Raw genomic sequence first — 17,143 nt, 5'->3', positions numbered from 1 at the left:
AGAATCACACAACCTGTTCTGCGCCGGAACGTGGCTATTCAAAAAAACTACGCATTCGTTAGTCTCACTGCAATCGCCCGCCAAAGTCCCATAGCCTCCGCTGCTTTGGGCGAAAGCCATGGATGACCAACTTGCTAGCAAAGCCAGCAGTACCCCTTTATATGCTGCACACATAGATTGGCGCTAGCGGATCACATCACGGCGTGATCGCCAGTTGGTCGGCTTTGATCCATCTAAGCAGATGTTTGCCAGAAGCGTTGACGTAGTCCACATAGGCCCAACCGACCGGTGACTGCTTCAATACCGTCACCGCATCATTCCGGATGAGATAGGCCCGACTCGCGTGAGCATCGTCAGGCGCAGTGTAAAGCGTTGCTTTCTGAGCCGATACGGTTGCCGCACGATGCTCCGTTTCCAATGCTGTCGGCGCTGACGTGCCAACGGTGCCGCCGTCCACTTTGGAAATCGCGGCGTCGATCAGTCGCGCGTCGTAGTACGCGCCTGCCGCATGTAAGGCGACCGCAATCTTCTGATAGACGTCACGATTGGCCGACGATGGCGGATCGCACCGCAGGAGATTGTCAGCACCGGAATCATCGTCGACGAGTGACCGCGGCGGCTGACCGGCGATGATAAAGTTCAGCAACCGGTTTGCCGATGGACGGTCACGCTTTAGCATCACGTTCGTCTGATCGTCCGTTCCCCACTGCGCACGCTGGCCGGCCTGCCAGCCCGCACCGCATATCTCACCAGTTTGATCGGCAGTAATACATCCCGTACTTATCTCAATGACGGAACAGTATTCCCGACTCAGTACGGACTCCGCCTGCCCTGGGCCCGACGATACCGTCCCCGATTCGACTCGCCCGATGACAACGTATTGTCCAGACGGCGAGATATCGCTCTCGCTCGGCGGTTCAATTTCTGTACCACCTGCGTTCGATTTGCCGGCTCTTGGCAGCAGGCTGAACGTCGCTCCGCTTGGGAAACGAAATACTGCCTGTTGCCAGGTACGTTCGGGCAATGGTGCGTGAGGGTTCGAGGCGTCGCCATAGAGAATGGCTGCCCTACCCGGCAAAGCGAACCGGAACGTGGATGATGGCGCGGCGGCAAGTGCCGACTCGGCAGCGCCGGTTAGCAGTAAGGCCGTGGAGATCATTGCGCCGATTTGAACAGCATGCACGCCAAACAAGCCGATTCGAAACGGCGGAACACTTGCTTTCATAAATTTTGAAGTCGCGTTTTTCAAGATGGCATTCCCAGGGCCTGAACCAGATGCTGATATCGCGCAGGCGCGACCGATACCCCGTTTACCTGCGCCATAGAGCGTGATGGACCATAATCCTGCACAATGCTGGTTTCGTACGCAGACCTGTTCGCCCCCCACTCTGCGGGATTACGCGACACCTGCGGATTGTGCTGAAAAAAGCGATCCAACGACGTTTTCACACTGACTGGAGTTGCACGGGGCCAATTGACGTCCTGATCCAGGACAGTCGCGCGGCCCAGCGGTGACTGAAAGTAATCCTTGATCTGATAAGCGTAACCACTGGGCACCTTGTCAATAGCTTGATTGAGACGATTGATGAAGTCCTTGATTTGCAGTTCCTGGTATAGCGACGACGATACGGCGTGAGCCATTGATGCGACAGGTGGACATTCGACTGACTGGCCAAAGGTGTGGACAGAACAGTCGCGTCGCAGGGCAGTGTAAAGCTCGTCGCCGACGATCCGAACGCCATTCGTGAATTTCGCATGCGCATACCCCAGCGACGCATCACTGCCTGAACCCGTGACGGTCCAGCCGCAATTAGCAAAATACCGTTGGTACTCGGCAGGATGCGCGTCTCGAAAAGCGGCAACCTGGGTGGCCAGTTCGCCTTGGCTTGCCGAGCCACGAATGGTCTTCTGCATGGCCCCAGCACTTATGATTGCCTTGTCAATCGCCTGGACCGTATCCACCTTGCCTTCATTCTTGGACATGGCGCGCAGTATCCTCTCCTCGGTCTCGCTTAATGCCCCGTTGGTCCGCATCGTCGCCAACGCAGGACAGTCGCCCAACGGAATTGAACCCGAATGCTGTGGTCCGTACCAATAGGTAAGCTGATCTTTTTTGAAGCGCGTTCCAGTGACGGTCATACAACAGCCACAAGCACAAGTTTCGGGATCCAAGAAATTGCCTACCAATCCGATCGGATGGATATGAAAGACGTTCGACGCGGGGAAGCCAGTCAAGCTGGCCTTGACCTCATCCCACCAGACCAGCTTTTCGATCCGCTTCTGTTCCTCAGCATGTTCGGGCCGGGGGCCCGTGTGCGCCTCGATCGCGGCAATCAACTGCTTCCATTTGTCGGGATTAGCCCACTCGCTCTCGTGCTGAATGATCAGCCTCGACATACGCAGCGCATTCCACGGGTCGTTCGCCGCGTTGCGCAGATCATTGGCCGCTTGTGTCTGGTCGCCAGCCAGATGCAACGCCTGGTAAATCGACGTCATGAGCGGGCTGAGTTTGTCCAGCGAACCCGGGTTCGGCACATCCGCACCGACCGAATAGTCGACGAACCCTTGCGTGGTCGCGAACATCGTATGCGTGGGATCATGTTCGTCGTCCAGAGGCTGAAAGTCCACCCACTTCTGCGCAAACTCCCGCGTGACCCGGCCACCCGTAAAGCTCTGTTCCCGCACCCATCCGTCGATTGGCTGGTGGCGAACATCCGCGCTGTCCACCTTCCACCAGTGCCGCTTCTGACCGTCGCTCCCCGCCGCCGTCTCCATGAACTGATGGTCCGCGTCCGCCTTTACAAGCGCCGCGAGCGGAAAAACCTCGATGACACCGGCCTGCCTGGGGTCCGCACCCTCCTGGTTGGGCTGCTTGTACAACATGGTCTGGCTGGCTATCCGCAGGATTGTCGGGTCGGCAGGCAGTTCCAGCTGCTGCCAGGCGCTAAGGTGTGCGCCGTTATCTTTGATCCAGTCACTTCCCCTTTTCGATAAACGACCTGACGCTGTCATCGCAGAAGACCTCGATGTGCACCATCCGGTTACCCGAAGTCTGCTGGGACAATGAGTCATAGCGCCCAAGATGGCCGATCAGTTCTCCCGCTTTGATCTGGACTACTTCAGAAGGAGCGGATAGCACCACCACCTTGTCCAGCGAGGAATCAGGCATCACCTCCTTCGCGACGGGGCCGCCGTTTTCCACGCCAAGAAAGATCCATCCGTTCACCAACGCGGAGGGCTGCACGAAACCACCCGCAACCGGTGGATACGGCGTTACACCACTCGCATCCTTGATCTTTCCCCAGCCGCCCTCGCGCTTTCCAACGCTCACCTGCGCCCCATGCGGAAGGATGCCAAGCACGGTGCCATGCGGCTTCGTTACCCGAACCCGCAGCCCCTGCTGGTCAGCCGGCGCCGACTGGCCGCCCGCTCCAGCGGTGGGACGGTCCTGCGCGTGAGTGGTCACCTCGAACCGCGTCGTCCAGTACTTCGGCCTGGGAAGGGACGTGTCACTTTCGTAGTCCGCGAAATCCTGCAGGTGTGCGTACAGGCTGTAAAAAGTCAGTTTCTGATCTTTCGGAAACTCCATCGAATGACGCACCAGCGCGAAGCCTGTGCTGTACGGTGCGCTGATCGCAGGGTTGCCGTTCTGCGCGGGGATTTCGCTCACCGGGTAAGTGCGGTTGACGCGCCACGCGACCACTTCGCCGTCGGCTATGCAACGAACCCCGCTTTTCAGGTCCAGCGAAGCACCAGCGCCAGCCTCGGTCACATGGATTCCACCGTGCCACATGCCCTTGCCGCTGACCGAATAGGTGCCTGATGGCTCCTGGCTCAGCAGTTTGTGAAACTCATGCTCATCGGTGAAGTCAGCCGACGCCGCGCCAGTGTCCTGCCCTTTCTTGCGAAACGGAAACGCAAAAGGAAGCTGCTTCACGGGAGTGCTGGGCCGATTCTGCGGAGTCGTATTTGCCATGATTGTGCTTATTCAGAAAACCCGAAGTTCATGTTTCCCTTGACCTCTTTCAGGGGGCTGCCAGACCAGTTGGGAAAGGTGAAATCGCCCTTCGCCGGGCCGTCGACATCCAGACCACCCTTGACCTGTACTTCACTCGGGCTCACTATTTCGATCTTTCCATTTGCGATTTTCAGATACGCGCCCGCTCCATCGCCCAAGGTGATGCCCTTCGAACCGGTAATGATCACTTCGCCTGTCGACGAGCTGACTGCAATGTTGGTAAGCGCCATCAATTCCATCGCATCGCCTTGGGCCTGAATCCGCACCTTGCCTTTGGCTGCAAAAATCCGGATTCCAAGCTTCGCGGCAAACAGCGAAATCGCCTCGCCTGCTGCTGCCGTGATGCGCTTGAGCACACCAATATCGAGCCCTTCGCCGGCTGTGACGAACATCTGCTTGCCGGCGGCCAGCTGCATGTGCTGACCACTCGCAACACCGATGCCTTCAGGTGCGCTCGCGACAATCACCGGCTTCTGCAGTTTCGCGAGCTGTTGTTCAACGAGCGTACGTTGCTGATCGACTGCGGCGAGCCACGCCTGCGCGGCGCTCGCCGAATCATTGAGGGAGCGCAGGATTTCCTCGGCCTGCTGAAGCGTGGTATCCGCATTGGGCATCGCGAGCTGCTCGCCTGAAGCACCCGGCTGCGCCTCGGCGCTGAGCAAAATTCCCTTCGCCGCACGCGCCGAAAGATGTCCATCCGTCCGCAATTCCGCGCCCTGCCCGCGTTCCTTACTATCGGCGTCGACCATGTGGCCAAGGTTCAGCTCACTGGTCTGGTACGGCGTCGTCAGGTGGCTGTGCTCGACGCCTTCCTTATCCTCGATTCGCCACTCCGTACCACCCGCGGTACGAACGATGTTCCGGGTGTTGTTGAGGTTATTGACGAGGTCGGGATGCAGACTGTCGTGCATCGAACCAATGATGACGGGCCGATTTGGATCCCCCGCCGTATGGATGATGGCTACCTCCGCCCCATCGATCAGCGGAAAATGGTGGCCGTAATTGTCGCCGCTGTATGGCTTCGCGAGGCGCACCGGCCGGCTGGTGCCCCCCGGGCTCCACTCGTCGAGATCGAACGGCAGCTTGATCACGTACCAGCCCTGCTCGGTCAGGTACGCGTATTTGTATCCGCCCGGCGACGTAATACGCGCCGGCAGGATACCGTCGATCACCGGTCTTTTGATCGTATCGAGCGACGTGCGCCACACCCGGTCGGCCGGGATCGCCGTTAGCGTATTGGTGTAGGACTGGCTGCGGCCACCGCTGGATTCCACCGACGTGATAAACAGCCCATGCGGCGCATCGACCGGGTTCTGGTCGAGCCGTACGACCTCGCCAGCCTCGATGGCGAATGCGTTACCCGTTGCCTTGTAGGTGACCTGTGTTGCGAGATAGGCTTCATGCCGCAGCCGTGCGATACGCCGGCCTTCTTCAGGCGTCTCGTAATGTTCGCCCCAGCGATAGTCAACCGCGTTGGTCGTCTTGTCGCCGCGTGCGGCGTTTTCCTCGACGAGCAACGACACGTCGGCCTGCCGGTGGTTATAGTCGTGCAGGCGTACAGCTTCCGGGACACGCTGCGTATAGCGCTCAAGTGTCTTGATCGCATCTACGCCGACGCTTTCGAGTCCCGAGTGTAGCCGGAACGGCACAACGCGCTGATTGCGGGCATACGCGTCCAGATCGTCGCCGAACACAATCACGGCGTGATCGCGCTTCTGCTCGAAGCGGAACCAGATGCCTTCCTCCGCGCAGATCCGCTGGATGAAGGCAAACGTCGTTTCCTCGCACTGTGTGATGTATTCGTGCCGCTTGTATTTCGCACGCAGCTTGAACTCGAAATCGACGCCCGCGCGGAAACCATAGTGGCGCAGCGTATCAGTAATGATTTCTTCGACCGACTGCTTCTGGAACAGCCGGCTCGTGACACCGCGACCGAGGTCGGCGAGCTTCGGCTCCATCACGACCTTGTAGCGCGTCTCGTCGGCCGAAGTCCCGAGTTCATCGAACTTCGTGATAATGCCGTGGACTGTTTGTGCAGGCGGCATCTTGCTGAACTGCCCAGCATTCTCGCCGAACATCTTGCGCAGATAGTCCATGTTCGGGTCGATCGGGTCGATGATGAACTTCGCCGGGCGCCCCAGCACCTGATCCATCGGAATTCCGGCCATCGGGCTCGTGAATTCGATCTCGTACCGGTAAAGCTCGCTGAGCGCGTCGCGCCCGCTGAACTTCAGGATCGAGAACGGCGCCGGGTGCGGCGCCAGTTTCAATTCATAGGCCTGGGAAGGCAAAACCATCGACATTTCGAAAGACCCCTTGAACACACGTCACATCGCAAAGGACAGCGCCGGGACGCATGTTTCAGCGCCCCGGCGGGGGTTACATCAGGTAATGCGGATCAGCTCTTGGCTTTCGGCATCTGCGATACCAGCGACAGGCCGATGTCCATGCCTTCCACCTGGAAGTGCGGGATGACGAAGAGCTTGATACGGAAGAAGCCCGGGTTGTCCTCGATGTCCTCGACCGTGACCTTCGCCTCACGCAGCGGGTGCGACGACTGCAACTCGTCACCCGGATCCTTCATCTCGGTCACCAGGCCCTTGATCCAGCTGTTAAGCTCAAGTTCGAGCAGACGCCGGTCCTTGGTCGTGCCGATGTTCTCGCGCTGGATCAGCTTCAGGTAGTGCGCAATGCGCGAGAGCAGGAAGATGTACGGCAGGCGCGCATTGATACGGCTGTTCGCGGTCGCCTCCTTGGTCTCATACAGCGCCGGTTTCTGCGCCGAGCTGGCCGAGAAGAAGCACGCGAAGTCGTGGTTCTTGTAGAACGAGAGCGGAATGAAGCCGAGGTTGGCGAACTCGAATTCGCGGGTTTCGGGAATCAGCACTTCGGTCGGAATTTTCGGCTGCGCGCCGGTGCCCAGGTCGTACAGATGAACCGGCAGGTCCTCGACCTTGCCGCCCGCCTGCGGGCCGCGGATCTGCACGCACCAGCCGTTGTTGACAAAGCTGCGCGTCATGTTGGCCGCGAAGGCGAACGACGCGTTGACCCACAGGTATTTGTCGTGGTCCGGACCCTTGACCGCTTCCTCGTAGTTGAACGAACGCACCGGCGTCGTATCCTTGCCGTACGGCAGGCGACCGAGCACACGCGGCATTGTCAGACCTACGTAGCGGGCGTCGTCGGTGTCACGGAAGCTCTTCCACTTGATGTACTCGGCGCGATCAAAGTAGTTGCCGATATCCTGGATCGCGGCCACTTCTTCCATCGACTGCTTGCCGAAGAACGCGGCGCCGACTGAGCCGACGAACGGCATGTGCGCGGCTGCGGCCACCTTGGAGACGTTACGCAGCAGCGCCACGTCCTGCGGCGAGTTGGTGAACTCGTAGTCGCTGATCATCGCGCTGATCGGCTGGCCACCCGGGGTATCGTATTCCTCGATGTAGGTCAGACGGTACAGGCCGCTCTGGATGATCTCGGGCGTATCCTCGAAATCGCGGTGCAGTGCCTCCTTCGACACGTCGAGCACTTCGACGCGCGCGTTCCGACGGAAGTCGGTCCGGCTCACGAGCATCTTGAGGCCACGCCAGCGGCCTTCGAGCGCCTGGAATTCCGGTGTATGCATCACTGCGTCAAGCTGCCGGCTGATCTGGCGGTCGATCTGGCCGATATGGAAATCGAGCAGCGACTTGTCGAGCCGGTCGACCGGCTTGCTGCCCTTGCTGATCAGATCGAGAAACGCACCCATGCCGCGCGCGATACGCTCGTCGGCTGAGGCCTCGGACAGCATGTCGCTGTCGCGGAAGGCGACCAGCGGCCGTGCCTCGGCGACGGGCTTCAGGTTGATCTTGCTGCACAGCGACGCATAGACGCTGTCATTGCCCCCCTGGGGGGCGTCCAGCACGACGGTTTCGGTCGTGCCGCCTTGCTGCGATTCAGTGGGATTCATTTCGTGTCCTGTCTGCGATACTATCGCTACCTGCATATCTGTCCGGTTATGGAACGCGGTGAAGGCCGTCTTGGGCCGACGCCGTTCAGGCATGGCCTTCAGGCTGCGTGGCCGCCGTCGCGATCTGTGCGAGTTCGCCGCGCAGCTTGTCAGAGAGCGGCTTATCCTTCAGAATCTTCTCGAACTCACGGCGGAACGTGCCGTTATCGAGCAGATTTGATTTCAGGTCACGCAGCAGATTGCGCACCGCCAGCAGCGCCTGCATCTCCGGGATCTGACGTGCCACCTGTTCCGGCTCGAAGTCTTTCAGCGAGCGGAACGAAAGGTTCACCGGCAGTTCCGAGCCGTCGCCAGCCAGGGTGTTTTCCGCAGCGACCTTGAGGTCCGGCGCGTAGTCAGCGAGAACAGAATCAAAATTATTCTTGTTGATGTCCGTCTTCTTGCGCTCGGCGAGCGGTGCCTGTTCCTTGCCCGCGCTGAAGTCACCGGCGACGAGCAGCTTCAACGGCAGCTCGACCTTCTTCTGGGCACCGCCCGTATGCAAATCTAACGTGATCGAAACCCGACTTTTCGGAATTTCGCGCTGGAAGCTGTCCATTTGTATTCCTTATTGAACGACGTTCAGGATCCCCGCAGAACTCGCCCGGTGCGATGCGGTGACCTCTTTCGATCGGGCGCGCACGCATATGCGTGTTTCGCTCGCGAAGGACTCCTTGTGGTACCCCATAGCGCGGCCTCCATTCATGCGATCATTATTGCCACGCGCTATTAAACAGGTTTACCCGCGCCGAGTCAAAGTATGTCGACGTTGTGAAATCGATACGGATTGTAAAGACATCTTTAATAATTGTTAATTATCATCAATTCAATGCGCATTCAGACTCGTCAATATGAATAATTTGATAAACGAGATATTCGAATGCGTGACAATTTTCGCGAAACCGTTGCTGGCATTGGCTCACAAGGACATGACATTCTCTGACAATCTTTCAATGATGAAGGCGGTACGATGGCAACATCGCGCTAACCATGCATCGAGAATATTGCCTATTCGGGCACGGACAATATCTCAAAAATAATCATCTTCTATTTGATGTAGTTCGCATGCTTAACTATTCGCAACTGTATACGGATCACAAGTCACGCGTATAGAATCGCCACTCACCATAATCCAAGATAACGGCACAACCACACCCATGCGGATCGATAAACCGCTCTTTCACGAAGGGCTGATCCTGACCCAGCAGCACTTCCAGCAGCTGGGCCGAAACGTCGACTTCACGTTGAACCAGATCGCTGCCGCCTGCGTCGCCGAGCCGTGGGGCACGCAGGGCATCGATATCGACGAGGAAGTGCTTGCAGCTGGGCGTCTGAAGCTCACCCGACTGAAGCTGCGTTTTCCGGACGGCACACTGATCGACTCCACGGTGACCGATGCGTTGCCGCCTGCACGTGATCTGACGCAGGGACTGCTAGCCGATGTGCAGAGCGTGGTCGTGCTGGCCGCCCTGCCGCTGTTCAATGCCACGGGCAGCAACTGCCGGTTCGACGAAGCGACGCTGGCGCGGCCGCGGCGCTCATACCGGGAGTTCGTCAAGGTCATCGACCTCAACGGTACCGGCGAGGCCGAGATTGCCGCCGAACGCCATGCGGTGCGACTGCTGTTCGACTTCGAGCCGCATGCCGACGACACGGTGTGTGCGATTGCCCGGTTGACGCGTACCACGAGCGGGCAATTCCAGGTCGACCACCGATACGTGCCACCGTGCCTGACGCTTGGCAGTCATGCGCTGCACGTCGAACGGATCAATCGTCTTGCCGACATCCTGCAGGCGAAGAGCACGGCGCTGGGTTCTCGTAGAAGCGAACGGATCGAGCAGGTTGCCGAATACGGCGTGGCCGACGTGCAGCTGTTCTGGTTGCTCCACTGCATCCATACGGTCTGGCCGCAACTGCGGTTCTTCTCGACGCATCCGGGCCAGCCTCCGGAGCGGCTGTACTCGACGCTTGCCCAGCTCGCGAGCGTCCTCATGACGTTCTCGACCGGCTCGCAGCTCGGCGACATTCCGGCGTATGACCACGCACGTGCCGATGAAGTATTCGCCAGGCTCGAGACGCAGATCCGGGACCTGCTCGACGCGATCATTCCGTCGCGTGTGGTGTCGATTGGGCTCACGCACAGGAATCCGACGACATGGGCGGGCCAGTTCCTCGACGAGCGCATCGTGGCGAGTTCCGCCGACTGGTACCTGTCGGTCCACGCCGCGTCGCCTGCATTCGAACTCGTCGAGCAGTTCCCGAGGCTGTGCAAGATCGGCGCGCCGAACGATATCGAGCACATCGTCAATTCGGCGCTCCCCGGCATTCCACTGAAGGCCGTGCAGCGTGTGCCGGCCGCCATTCCGGTGCGGCTGGACAACCAGTACTTCGCGCTCGACGCGAGCGATCCCGCGCACGCGCGGATGCTGGCCGCCCGCGCCTGCCAGATCTACCTACCGACGTCGGTACCCGAGGCGTCGCTTGAACTTTACGCGGTGTTGCGCTCATGAGCACGCTGACGAACACGCTCACCCCTGCCCGCGGCGAAACCGCCCTGATGGGTGGATTCGCCTCTGCGAACCGTACTTCCGCCAGTGGTATCCGGGACCTGCTGCGCGACACCGCCCTGCTCGTGACACGATTGTCCGAGGGTGGCCACACGGAAGACCCTGCTACCCTGCGTCAACGTTGCAAGCAGCTGATGGCGGGTTTCTCAACCGCGCTCGATCAGCGCGGTTTTGCCGCGGACGTCCGCGAAGACGCAGAGGTTGCCCAATGCGGGCTGCTCGACGAGGCCGTACTGCGCAACCTGAGTGCGGAGAGCAAGCCGGTCTGGGATGCGCAGCCGTTGCAGGTCGAGCGGTTTGGCAAGCATGACGCGGGCGAACGCGTGTTCGAACGGCTCGAGCAGCGGATGCGTGAAGCGTCGCCGCACATTGCGCTGCTCGAATGCTACGCGGCGGTCCTCGGGATGGGGTTCATGGGCCGCTACGCCCGTGAAGGCGAAGCGAAGCGTTCCGTGCTGATCGCCTCACTCAGTACGCAACTCGAAAAACTGCGCCCCGAAGGAAGTCCCCTTGGGGGGCGCCCGGTCGCTGCCCGCCCTTTCTTTGCCGATCGTACCGGCAGGCGCTTCTCGGACTGGTTCTACCGCCTCTCGCCCTGGGCGATTGCCGGCCTCGCGTGCGTGGCGGCCGCGGTGATCTGGCTGATATGGGCACAGGTGCTCGATGCGCAGATTGCGCACCTCGTACCAACTGTACCGACGGCGCCGCGGCCGTGAAGTCCGATCTGCACGAACCGTCCGGACCGGCGCTCGGGGACTCGATCCGCACACTGGACCAGGCGCAGAGCCGCGCGCTGGAGGGCCTGGGTTACCCGTTCCGTGCCATCGTGACACTGATGGCCGCGCTCGCGCTCGCCGTTATCTGGCTGGTGTTGCCAGTCCCCCAGGAGGGCTTCCTTCGACCAACGGAAGTCCCTGTGGGACGGGGCGCCGGACAGGGTCTCGCATGGACGCTCACTGTCACCATCGTGCTGTCCTGGCTTGTACTGATCTGGCTGCGCACCCGTCAGGTCTCACGCGCGCGCGAACAGAACGTACACGTACTGACTGCACTCGGCGCCGCTACGTCGAATATCCCGGTCAACCTGCGCACCCGCATGCCGCTCGTGCTCGTGACCGGCGACGCCCTGGGGAACCTGTTCGACCGGATTGCCGGAGAGCGACGTCTCGCACACGTTGGCGACGGCGCAATATGGCTACGGGCCGACCGGCTGCAGGATCTGCCCCGCCTTGCGGTGGCCGTGAAGCAGTGGCGCGATGGGCGCGCACCCGATGGTGTCGTGCTGTCGGTTGCGCCGGCATTGCACGCGGGTGAAAACGTCCTGACGCAGAATCTGCGCGTCGTGCGGCAGTCCGTCGCTGACGCCTCGCGCATGCTCGGCGTGCGCCTGCCAGGCTTTGTTGCCGTCTACCAGCGGCTCACCAATGCGCCGGCCACACTCGCGATGCCACAGTGGTATGGCGTGTCATCGGCTACGCGCCTAGCTGACGCAAGCCGTTTTGAAGCCGTGGTCCAGGTGGCCGAAACTGAAGTTGAGCGGGCCGAAGGCGACCGTGCCGTGGCGGCACGCGCGGCAAGCCTGGCTTCGATCGTCGGCTGGACCCAGCGCGTCGTGATCGGCGTGCTCAGCGACCGCCGGCAGCCGGCCACGCCGTGGGCACTGTTCGGCGCGGGCTGGATCGATTGCGGGCCGGCGAGCGGTCCGGGCAGGCCTTGGGAGCGCGACGTCGAAATGCAGACCCGGGTCGTGCCGCCTGCACTGCCGGCGTCCCCGCTGCCGTGGCCGCTGCCCCAGCCGTTGATCGAGGCCATGCCGCGGCGGTTGTGGATGTCGCCGCGCCTGGCGGCTCTCGCCCACGCCGTTGCTCTGGTTGCCTGCGCGATCGCGGTGGCGTTTTGGGGAGCCGCCAGGAACAATCAGACGCTGATCACCCGTATCGGCGCGGATCTCGGAAGATATTCGATGATTCCTGCTGCACACGACGCCGCGAAGCGCGATGCGCTGCAGGCTCTCGTGGCCGATCGCGACCAGCTCGACCGCTATTCACGCACAGGGGTGCCGCTCGGACTTTCCTTCGGCATGTACCGCGGTGCGCAGTTGATGCCGGCGCTCAACCAGGCGATCGCAACCTACCAGCCGCCGCCGCCTCCACCTGCGGTGGTCACGCTTGACAGCATGTCGCTGTTCGACAGCGGCCGCGCGCAACTGAAGCCCGGCTCGACGCGCGCGATGGTCGGCGCACTCGAGATGATCAAGGCGCATCCGGACAAACGGATCCTCGTCGCAGGTTACACGGACAACGTTGGCAATCCGGACAGCAACCTGAAGCTGTCGGTCGCACGCGCGGGCGCGGTGCGCGACTGGCTCATCGAGGTGTCGGGCATTGCCGCCACGCAGTTCGCGATCCAGGGCTACGGCGATACGCGGCCGATCGCGAGCAACGATACGCAGGAGGGGCGAGCCAGGAACCGGCGCGTCGAAATCACGCTGGTGCCGGACGCCCCCAAAGAAATCCCGTTGGGGGATTCGACCAGATAGCAGGACCATTTTTAGCCCTCGAAGCGAACGCTTCGGGTTTCAGAGGCTCGGGGGCTGGCTCCGGGCGATTGTCGTAGTACCAGAAAAGGGAGTGAAAGATGGCAATTCCGGCTTACATGTGGGTCAAGGACGACGGTGGTGCGGACATCAAGGGTTCGGTGACGGTCCAGGGTCGCGAAGGCAGCGTCGAGCTCGTCGCGTTCGACCATGGCGTGAACATCCCGACCGACGGCAACACGGGCAAGCTGACCGGTACGCGCGTGCACAAGCCGATCAAGCTGACCAAGGAAACCGATGCGTCGACGCCGTACCTGTACAAGGCGGTGACGAGCGGTCAGACGCTGAAGTCGGTCGAGATCAAGTGGTACAAGATCGACGACGCGGGCAAGGAGAAGGAGTACTTCAACACCAGGCTCGACAATGTGAAGATCGTGGCGGTCAACCCGAAGATGCTCGATATCAAGAATCCGGACTACGAGAAGCACAACCACATCGAAGAGGTCGAGTTGCGCTACGAGACGATCACGTGGTCGTACAAGGACGGCAACATCATCCACAAGGATACCTGGAACGAGCGTTCCTGATCCTGGCCACAAGCCATGTTGTGCCGGAACCGGTATTGCACCCCGCAGCCGGTTCCTTTTTGCCAGCCCCGTACGTGGGCTGGCACTTTTTTGATACGGGTAGAGCGGCGTTTCTGCCCCGTTCCGTGATACGGCATTGATATGACACTGCGCGACTCTACCCACCTGCTTCGCCGGCTCAACCCGCACTGCGCGAGATCGCTCGAGGCGGCTGCGAGCCTCTGCCAGACGCGCCTCGCGGACGAGATCACCGTCGAGCACTGGCTGCTCAAGCTTATCGAGGCAGACGACGGCGACATTCCTGCGATCCTGTGCCACTACGGAATCGACATCAATGCCGTCTGGGACGCGCTGATCGCGGCGATCGATCACCTGCCCCGCAACCTGCGCGGCAAACCCGCCCTTTCCCTGCAGCTGGCGACCGTGCTGCAGGATGCCTGGAACTGGGCATCATCGCAGGAGGCTGACCAGCCCATCCGTTCCGGTCATCTGTTGCAGGCGATTGTTGACGCGCCGCACGTGCTGCGTGCGCAAAACGCGTGGCCGCTGCTGTCGGTCAGTAGCGCGCAGATCCAGCGCCTGATCCCGCGACTCGGCCACCAGTCCTGCGAAAACCAGCCCGACGAAGCAGAACCGGCGATAGCGCCAGCATCCGGAGTCGAAGCAACCCAACCGCCGGCGGCCACCAGTGCGCCTACGAAACATGCGCCGCAACGCCCGATCGAGGGCGAGGCACTTGCCCGGTTCGCCATCGACCTGACCGACAAGGCCCGTCGCGGCGAGATTGACCCCGTGTTCGGGCGCGAACGCGAAATCCAGCAGATGGTCGACGTGCTCGCGCGGCGACGCAAGAACAATCCGATCCTCGTCGGCGAGCCGGGTGTTGGCAAGACCGCGCTGGTCGAAGGCCTCGCGCTACGCGTCGCTGAAGGCAGCGTGCCCAATGTGATCCGCGACGTACGCATTCTGACGCTCGACCTGGGCCTGCTGCAGGCAGGCGCCGGTGTGAAGGGCGAATTCGAGCAGCGCCTGAAGAACGTGATCGATGAGGTGCAGGCTTCGCCCGTGCCAATCCTGCTCTTCATCGACGAAGCCCACACGCTGATCGGCGCGGGCAACGCCGCCGGCGGCGCCGACGCGGCGAACCTGCTGAAACCCGCGCTCGCGCGTGGTGAACTGCGCACGATCGCGGCCACCACCTGGTCGGAATACAAGGAATATTTTGAGCGCGACGCGGCACTCGAGCGGCGCTTCCAGATCATCAAGGTCGACGAGCCCGATGACGAAGCAGCGTGCCTGATGCTGCGGGGGCTCGCGAGCCGCTACGCGAAACACCATAACGTGCACATCCGCGACGAAGCGCTCGTCGCGGCCGTGAAACTCTCGCGCCGCTATATCCCGGCCCGGCAGTTGCCCGACAAGGCGGTCGACCTGATCGACACGGCCGCGGCGCGCGTGCGCATGGGGCTGGAATCGCCGCCGTCCGAGCTGCAGCGTGCCCGCGCAGCAGTCGCCGCGATCGAAATTGAACGCTCGACGCTCGACGCGGACGAACGGGCCGGCGCTAGCAATGTCACTGCGGACGTCACGCCGCGACGTGATGCGCTCATTGCTGCTCTTGCTGATGCGAACAGTGAACTGATGGCTTTGCAGGCGCGCTACGAGCATGAGTTGGGGCTTGTCCAGGCGTTGCATGTACAGCGGGACACGAAAGATTCAAAACCGGATGCCGGAGCGCTTGCGAGCGCGAAGCGGACACTGGCCGATGCACAGGGCAGGACAGCGCTGGTTTTTGCGGACGTTGATGCGCAGGCGATCGCACGCGTAGTCGCTGAGTGGACCGGCGTGCCGGTCGGCGAACTTGTCGAGGACGAACTCAGGAGCCTGCTGACGATCGAGGACAGTCTCGCGAAGCGGGTCGTCGCACAGGACGATGCGCTGGCCGCGCTCGCGGAGAGCCTGCGCACCGCCAAGGCGGGGCTGAAGAGCGAGCGCACGCCGCTCGGCGTGTTCCTGCTGGCTGGTCCCTCGGGTGTCGGCAAGACCGAGACAGCGCTTGCGCTTGCCGATGTGCTATTCGGCGGTGAGGCGGCGCTCACGACCATCAACATGTCGGAGTACCAGGAAGCACACACGGTGTCGCAACTGAAAGGCTCGCCGCCTGGCTACGTCGGCTATGGCCGCGGCGGCATCCTGACCGAAGCGGTGCGGCAACGCCCGTACAGCGTCGTGCTGCTCGATGAGATCGAGAAGGCTCATCGCGATGTGCTCGACATCTTTTATCAGGTGTTCGATCGCGGCATGATGCGCGACGGCGAAGGCCGCGAAATCGACTTCCGCAACTGCGTGATCCTGATGACCTCCAACCTCGGCAGCGCGCAGATCGACGAGGCGACAGCGGAGAACCCGGCCATCTCGCAGGCCGAACTGCTCGAGGCGATCCATCCGCAGCTCGTTGCGCACTTCCAGCCCGCGCTGCTCGCGCGCTTCCAGACGCTGGCGTATCGCCCTCTGGACGCAGGTGCGCTCGCTTCGATCGTGCGGCTCAAGCTCGCGAAAATCGCCGACCGTCTGCGCAGGCAGCACGACGTCGCATTGACCGCCGATGACGCCCTGACCGATTCACTCGCGCAGCGTTGCCTTGCGCGTGAATCGGGTGCGCGCAACGTCGATGCGTTCCTCAACCAGCGGATCCTGCCCGCCGTGTCGCGCGAACTGCTCACGCGGATGGCGAACGGCGCGGCGCCGGCGGAAATCCAGCTGTCCGGTTCGTCTGAAGGGAATCTCACGATCGACTTTCTAGATCGTGGTGACGCATTTGCGGCAGCCGTTGCGCATGTGAGCGACGCGGTGCCGGCCGGCGCCAGCGCCTGACGGAGCAGACGATGGCAGGCCCCTCGCTCTACGACGTGCTCCTTGGCCAGATCGGCGGTGAGTCGCTCGACGCTTACGACGACAGAACGCTGGAAATCATGAGCGTGCAACAGAATGTGCGGCGCATCCTCAACACGCGCGCGGGCGCGCTCAAGCATCTGCCCGATTATGGCCTGCCGGACCTCACGAACATCTACAAGGCACTGCCCGCTTCGTCCCACCTGCTCAGGCAGCAGATGGAGGCAACGCTTTTGAAGTACGAACCCCGGATTCGCGCAATCGACGTCGAGATCATCGACAATCAGGACCCCGGCGTGCTCGTGAGCTTCGAGATGACGTGCCACATGAAGAAGACCGGCCTGGTGCGGTTCGGCACGTACTTCGAGCCACCGGGCCGGATGCGACTTGAGCGGAAGACTGAAGCAAAGTAGCCCTTCGATGAGTGAAGAACCCGATAGCCAGAAAGCTTTGCGGTGCGCAAAAAAAGTTCGTCGCGGATTTTTGCTGCAAGTCGAATGCGCTTTTCTCCGGGCGTAGCCCAAGCCCTCCTAGTTTTCGCCTGCTTCGATGCAG

At 61.4% G+C, this 17,143-nt stretch carries 12 protein-coding genes; 6 read left to right on the top strand and 6 right to left on the bottom strand.

The features are described from left to right. Positions 1–196: 196 nt before the first annotated feature. The 6 genes from OKW37_RS24005 to tssB form a co-directional block, all read right to left on the bottom strand. Entirely contained in the window at positions 197–1,249 is a 1,053-nt protein-coding gene (locus tag OKW37_RS24005; RefSeq protein ID WP_429403977.1) for a hypothetical protein, read from the bottom strand. Then, positions 1,246–3,012, bottom strand: coding sequence for a hypothetical protein (locus OKW37_RS24000; protein ID WP_429509959.1), 1,767 nt, complete (start codon positions 3,010–3,012; stop codon positions 1,246–1,248). Before OKW37_RS24000 ends, OKW37_RS24005 begins: the two co-directional genes overlap by 4 nt. Further along, positions 2,975–3,937 carry a hypothetical protein gene (locus OKW37_RS23995; RefSeq protein WP_429509957.1) on the bottom strand — a complete coding sequence of 321 codons (963 nt, stop codon included), beginning with the start codon at positions 3,935–3,937 and terminating at the stop codon, positions 2,975–2,977. Before OKW37_RS23995 ends, OKW37_RS24000 begins: the two co-directional genes overlap by 38 nt. Before the next feature lie 47 nt (positions 3,938–3,984). Continuing rightward, positions 3,985–6,321: a type VI secretion system Vgr family protein gene (locus OKW37_RS23990; protein WP_429403973.1), complete on the bottom strand. Its 2,337-nt coding sequence runs from the start codon at positions 6,319–6,321 to the stop codon at positions 3,985–3,987. A 95-nt stretch (positions 6,322–6,416) separates the two neighbouring features. After that, positions 6,417–7,967: a type VI secretion system contractile sheath large subunit gene (tssC, locus tag OKW37_RS23985; protein ID WP_429403971.1), complete on the bottom strand. Its 1,551-nt coding sequence runs from the start codon at positions 7,965–7,967 to the stop codon at positions 6,417–6,419. Positions 7,968–8,052: 85 nt separating this feature from the next. After that, positions 8,053–8,565, bottom strand: coding sequence for a type VI secretion system contractile sheath small subunit (tssB, locus tag OKW37_RS23980; RefSeq protein ID WP_090807869.1), 513 nt, complete (start codon positions 8,563–8,565; stop codon positions 8,053–8,055). Between the two features lie 598 nt (positions 8,566–9,163). Between tssB and tssK the strand changes: the two genes are divergently transcribed. The 6 genes from tssK (at position 9,164) to tssE (ending at position 17,001) form a co-directional block, all read left to right on the top strand. After that, complete coding sequence (gene tssK, locus OKW37_RS23975) at positions 9,164–10,516, top strand: type VI secretion system baseplate subunit TssK (protein WP_429403969.1); 1,353 nt, start codon at positions 9,164–9,166, stop codon at positions 10,514–10,516. Then, on the top strand, positions 10,513–11,289 hold the full coding sequence (locus OKW37_RS23970; RefSeq protein ID WP_429403967.1) for a DotU family type IV/VI secretion system protein: 777 nt from the start codon (positions 10,513–10,515) through the stop codon (positions 11,287–11,289). Before tssK ends, OKW37_RS23970 begins: the two co-directional genes overlap by 4 nt. Positions 11,290–11,408: 119 nt before the next feature. Continuing rightward, positions 11,409–13,112: an OmpA family protein gene (locus OKW37_RS23965; RefSeq protein ID WP_429510055.1), complete on the top strand. Its 1,704-nt coding sequence runs from the start codon at positions 11,409–11,411 to the stop codon at positions 13,110–13,112. 98 nt (positions 13,113–13,210) lie between these two features. Further along, positions 13,211–13,696, top strand: a complete 486-nt coding sequence (locus OKW37_RS23960; RefSeq protein WP_090807873.1) for an Hcp family type VI secretion system effector — start codon at positions 13,211–13,213, stop codon at positions 13,694–13,696. Positions 13,697–13,837: 141 nt separating this feature from the next. Beyond that, positions 13,838–16,570 (top strand): type VI secretion system ATPase TssH, encoded by a 2,733-nt coding sequence (gene tssH, locus OKW37_RS23955; protein WP_429403965.1) that lies wholly within the window; start codon positions 13,838–13,840, stop codon positions 16,568–16,570. Between the two features lie 11 nt (positions 16,571–16,581). Next, positions 16,582–17,001 (top strand): type VI secretion system baseplate subunit TssE, encoded by a 420-nt coding sequence (tssE, locus tag OKW37_RS23950; protein ID WP_429403963.1) that lies wholly within the window; start codon positions 16,582–16,584, stop codon positions 16,999–17,001. Positions 17,002–17,143: the final 142 nt, after the last annotated feature.

This window comes from Paraburkholderia sp. MM5482-R2 (assembly GCF_050436125.1).
Taxonomy (GTDB): domain Bacteria; phylum Pseudomonadota; class Gammaproteobacteria; order Burkholderiales; family Burkholderiaceae; genus Paraburkholderia; species Paraburkholderia tuberum.
This window is presented reverse-complemented; position numbering and strand designations above follow the sequence as displayed.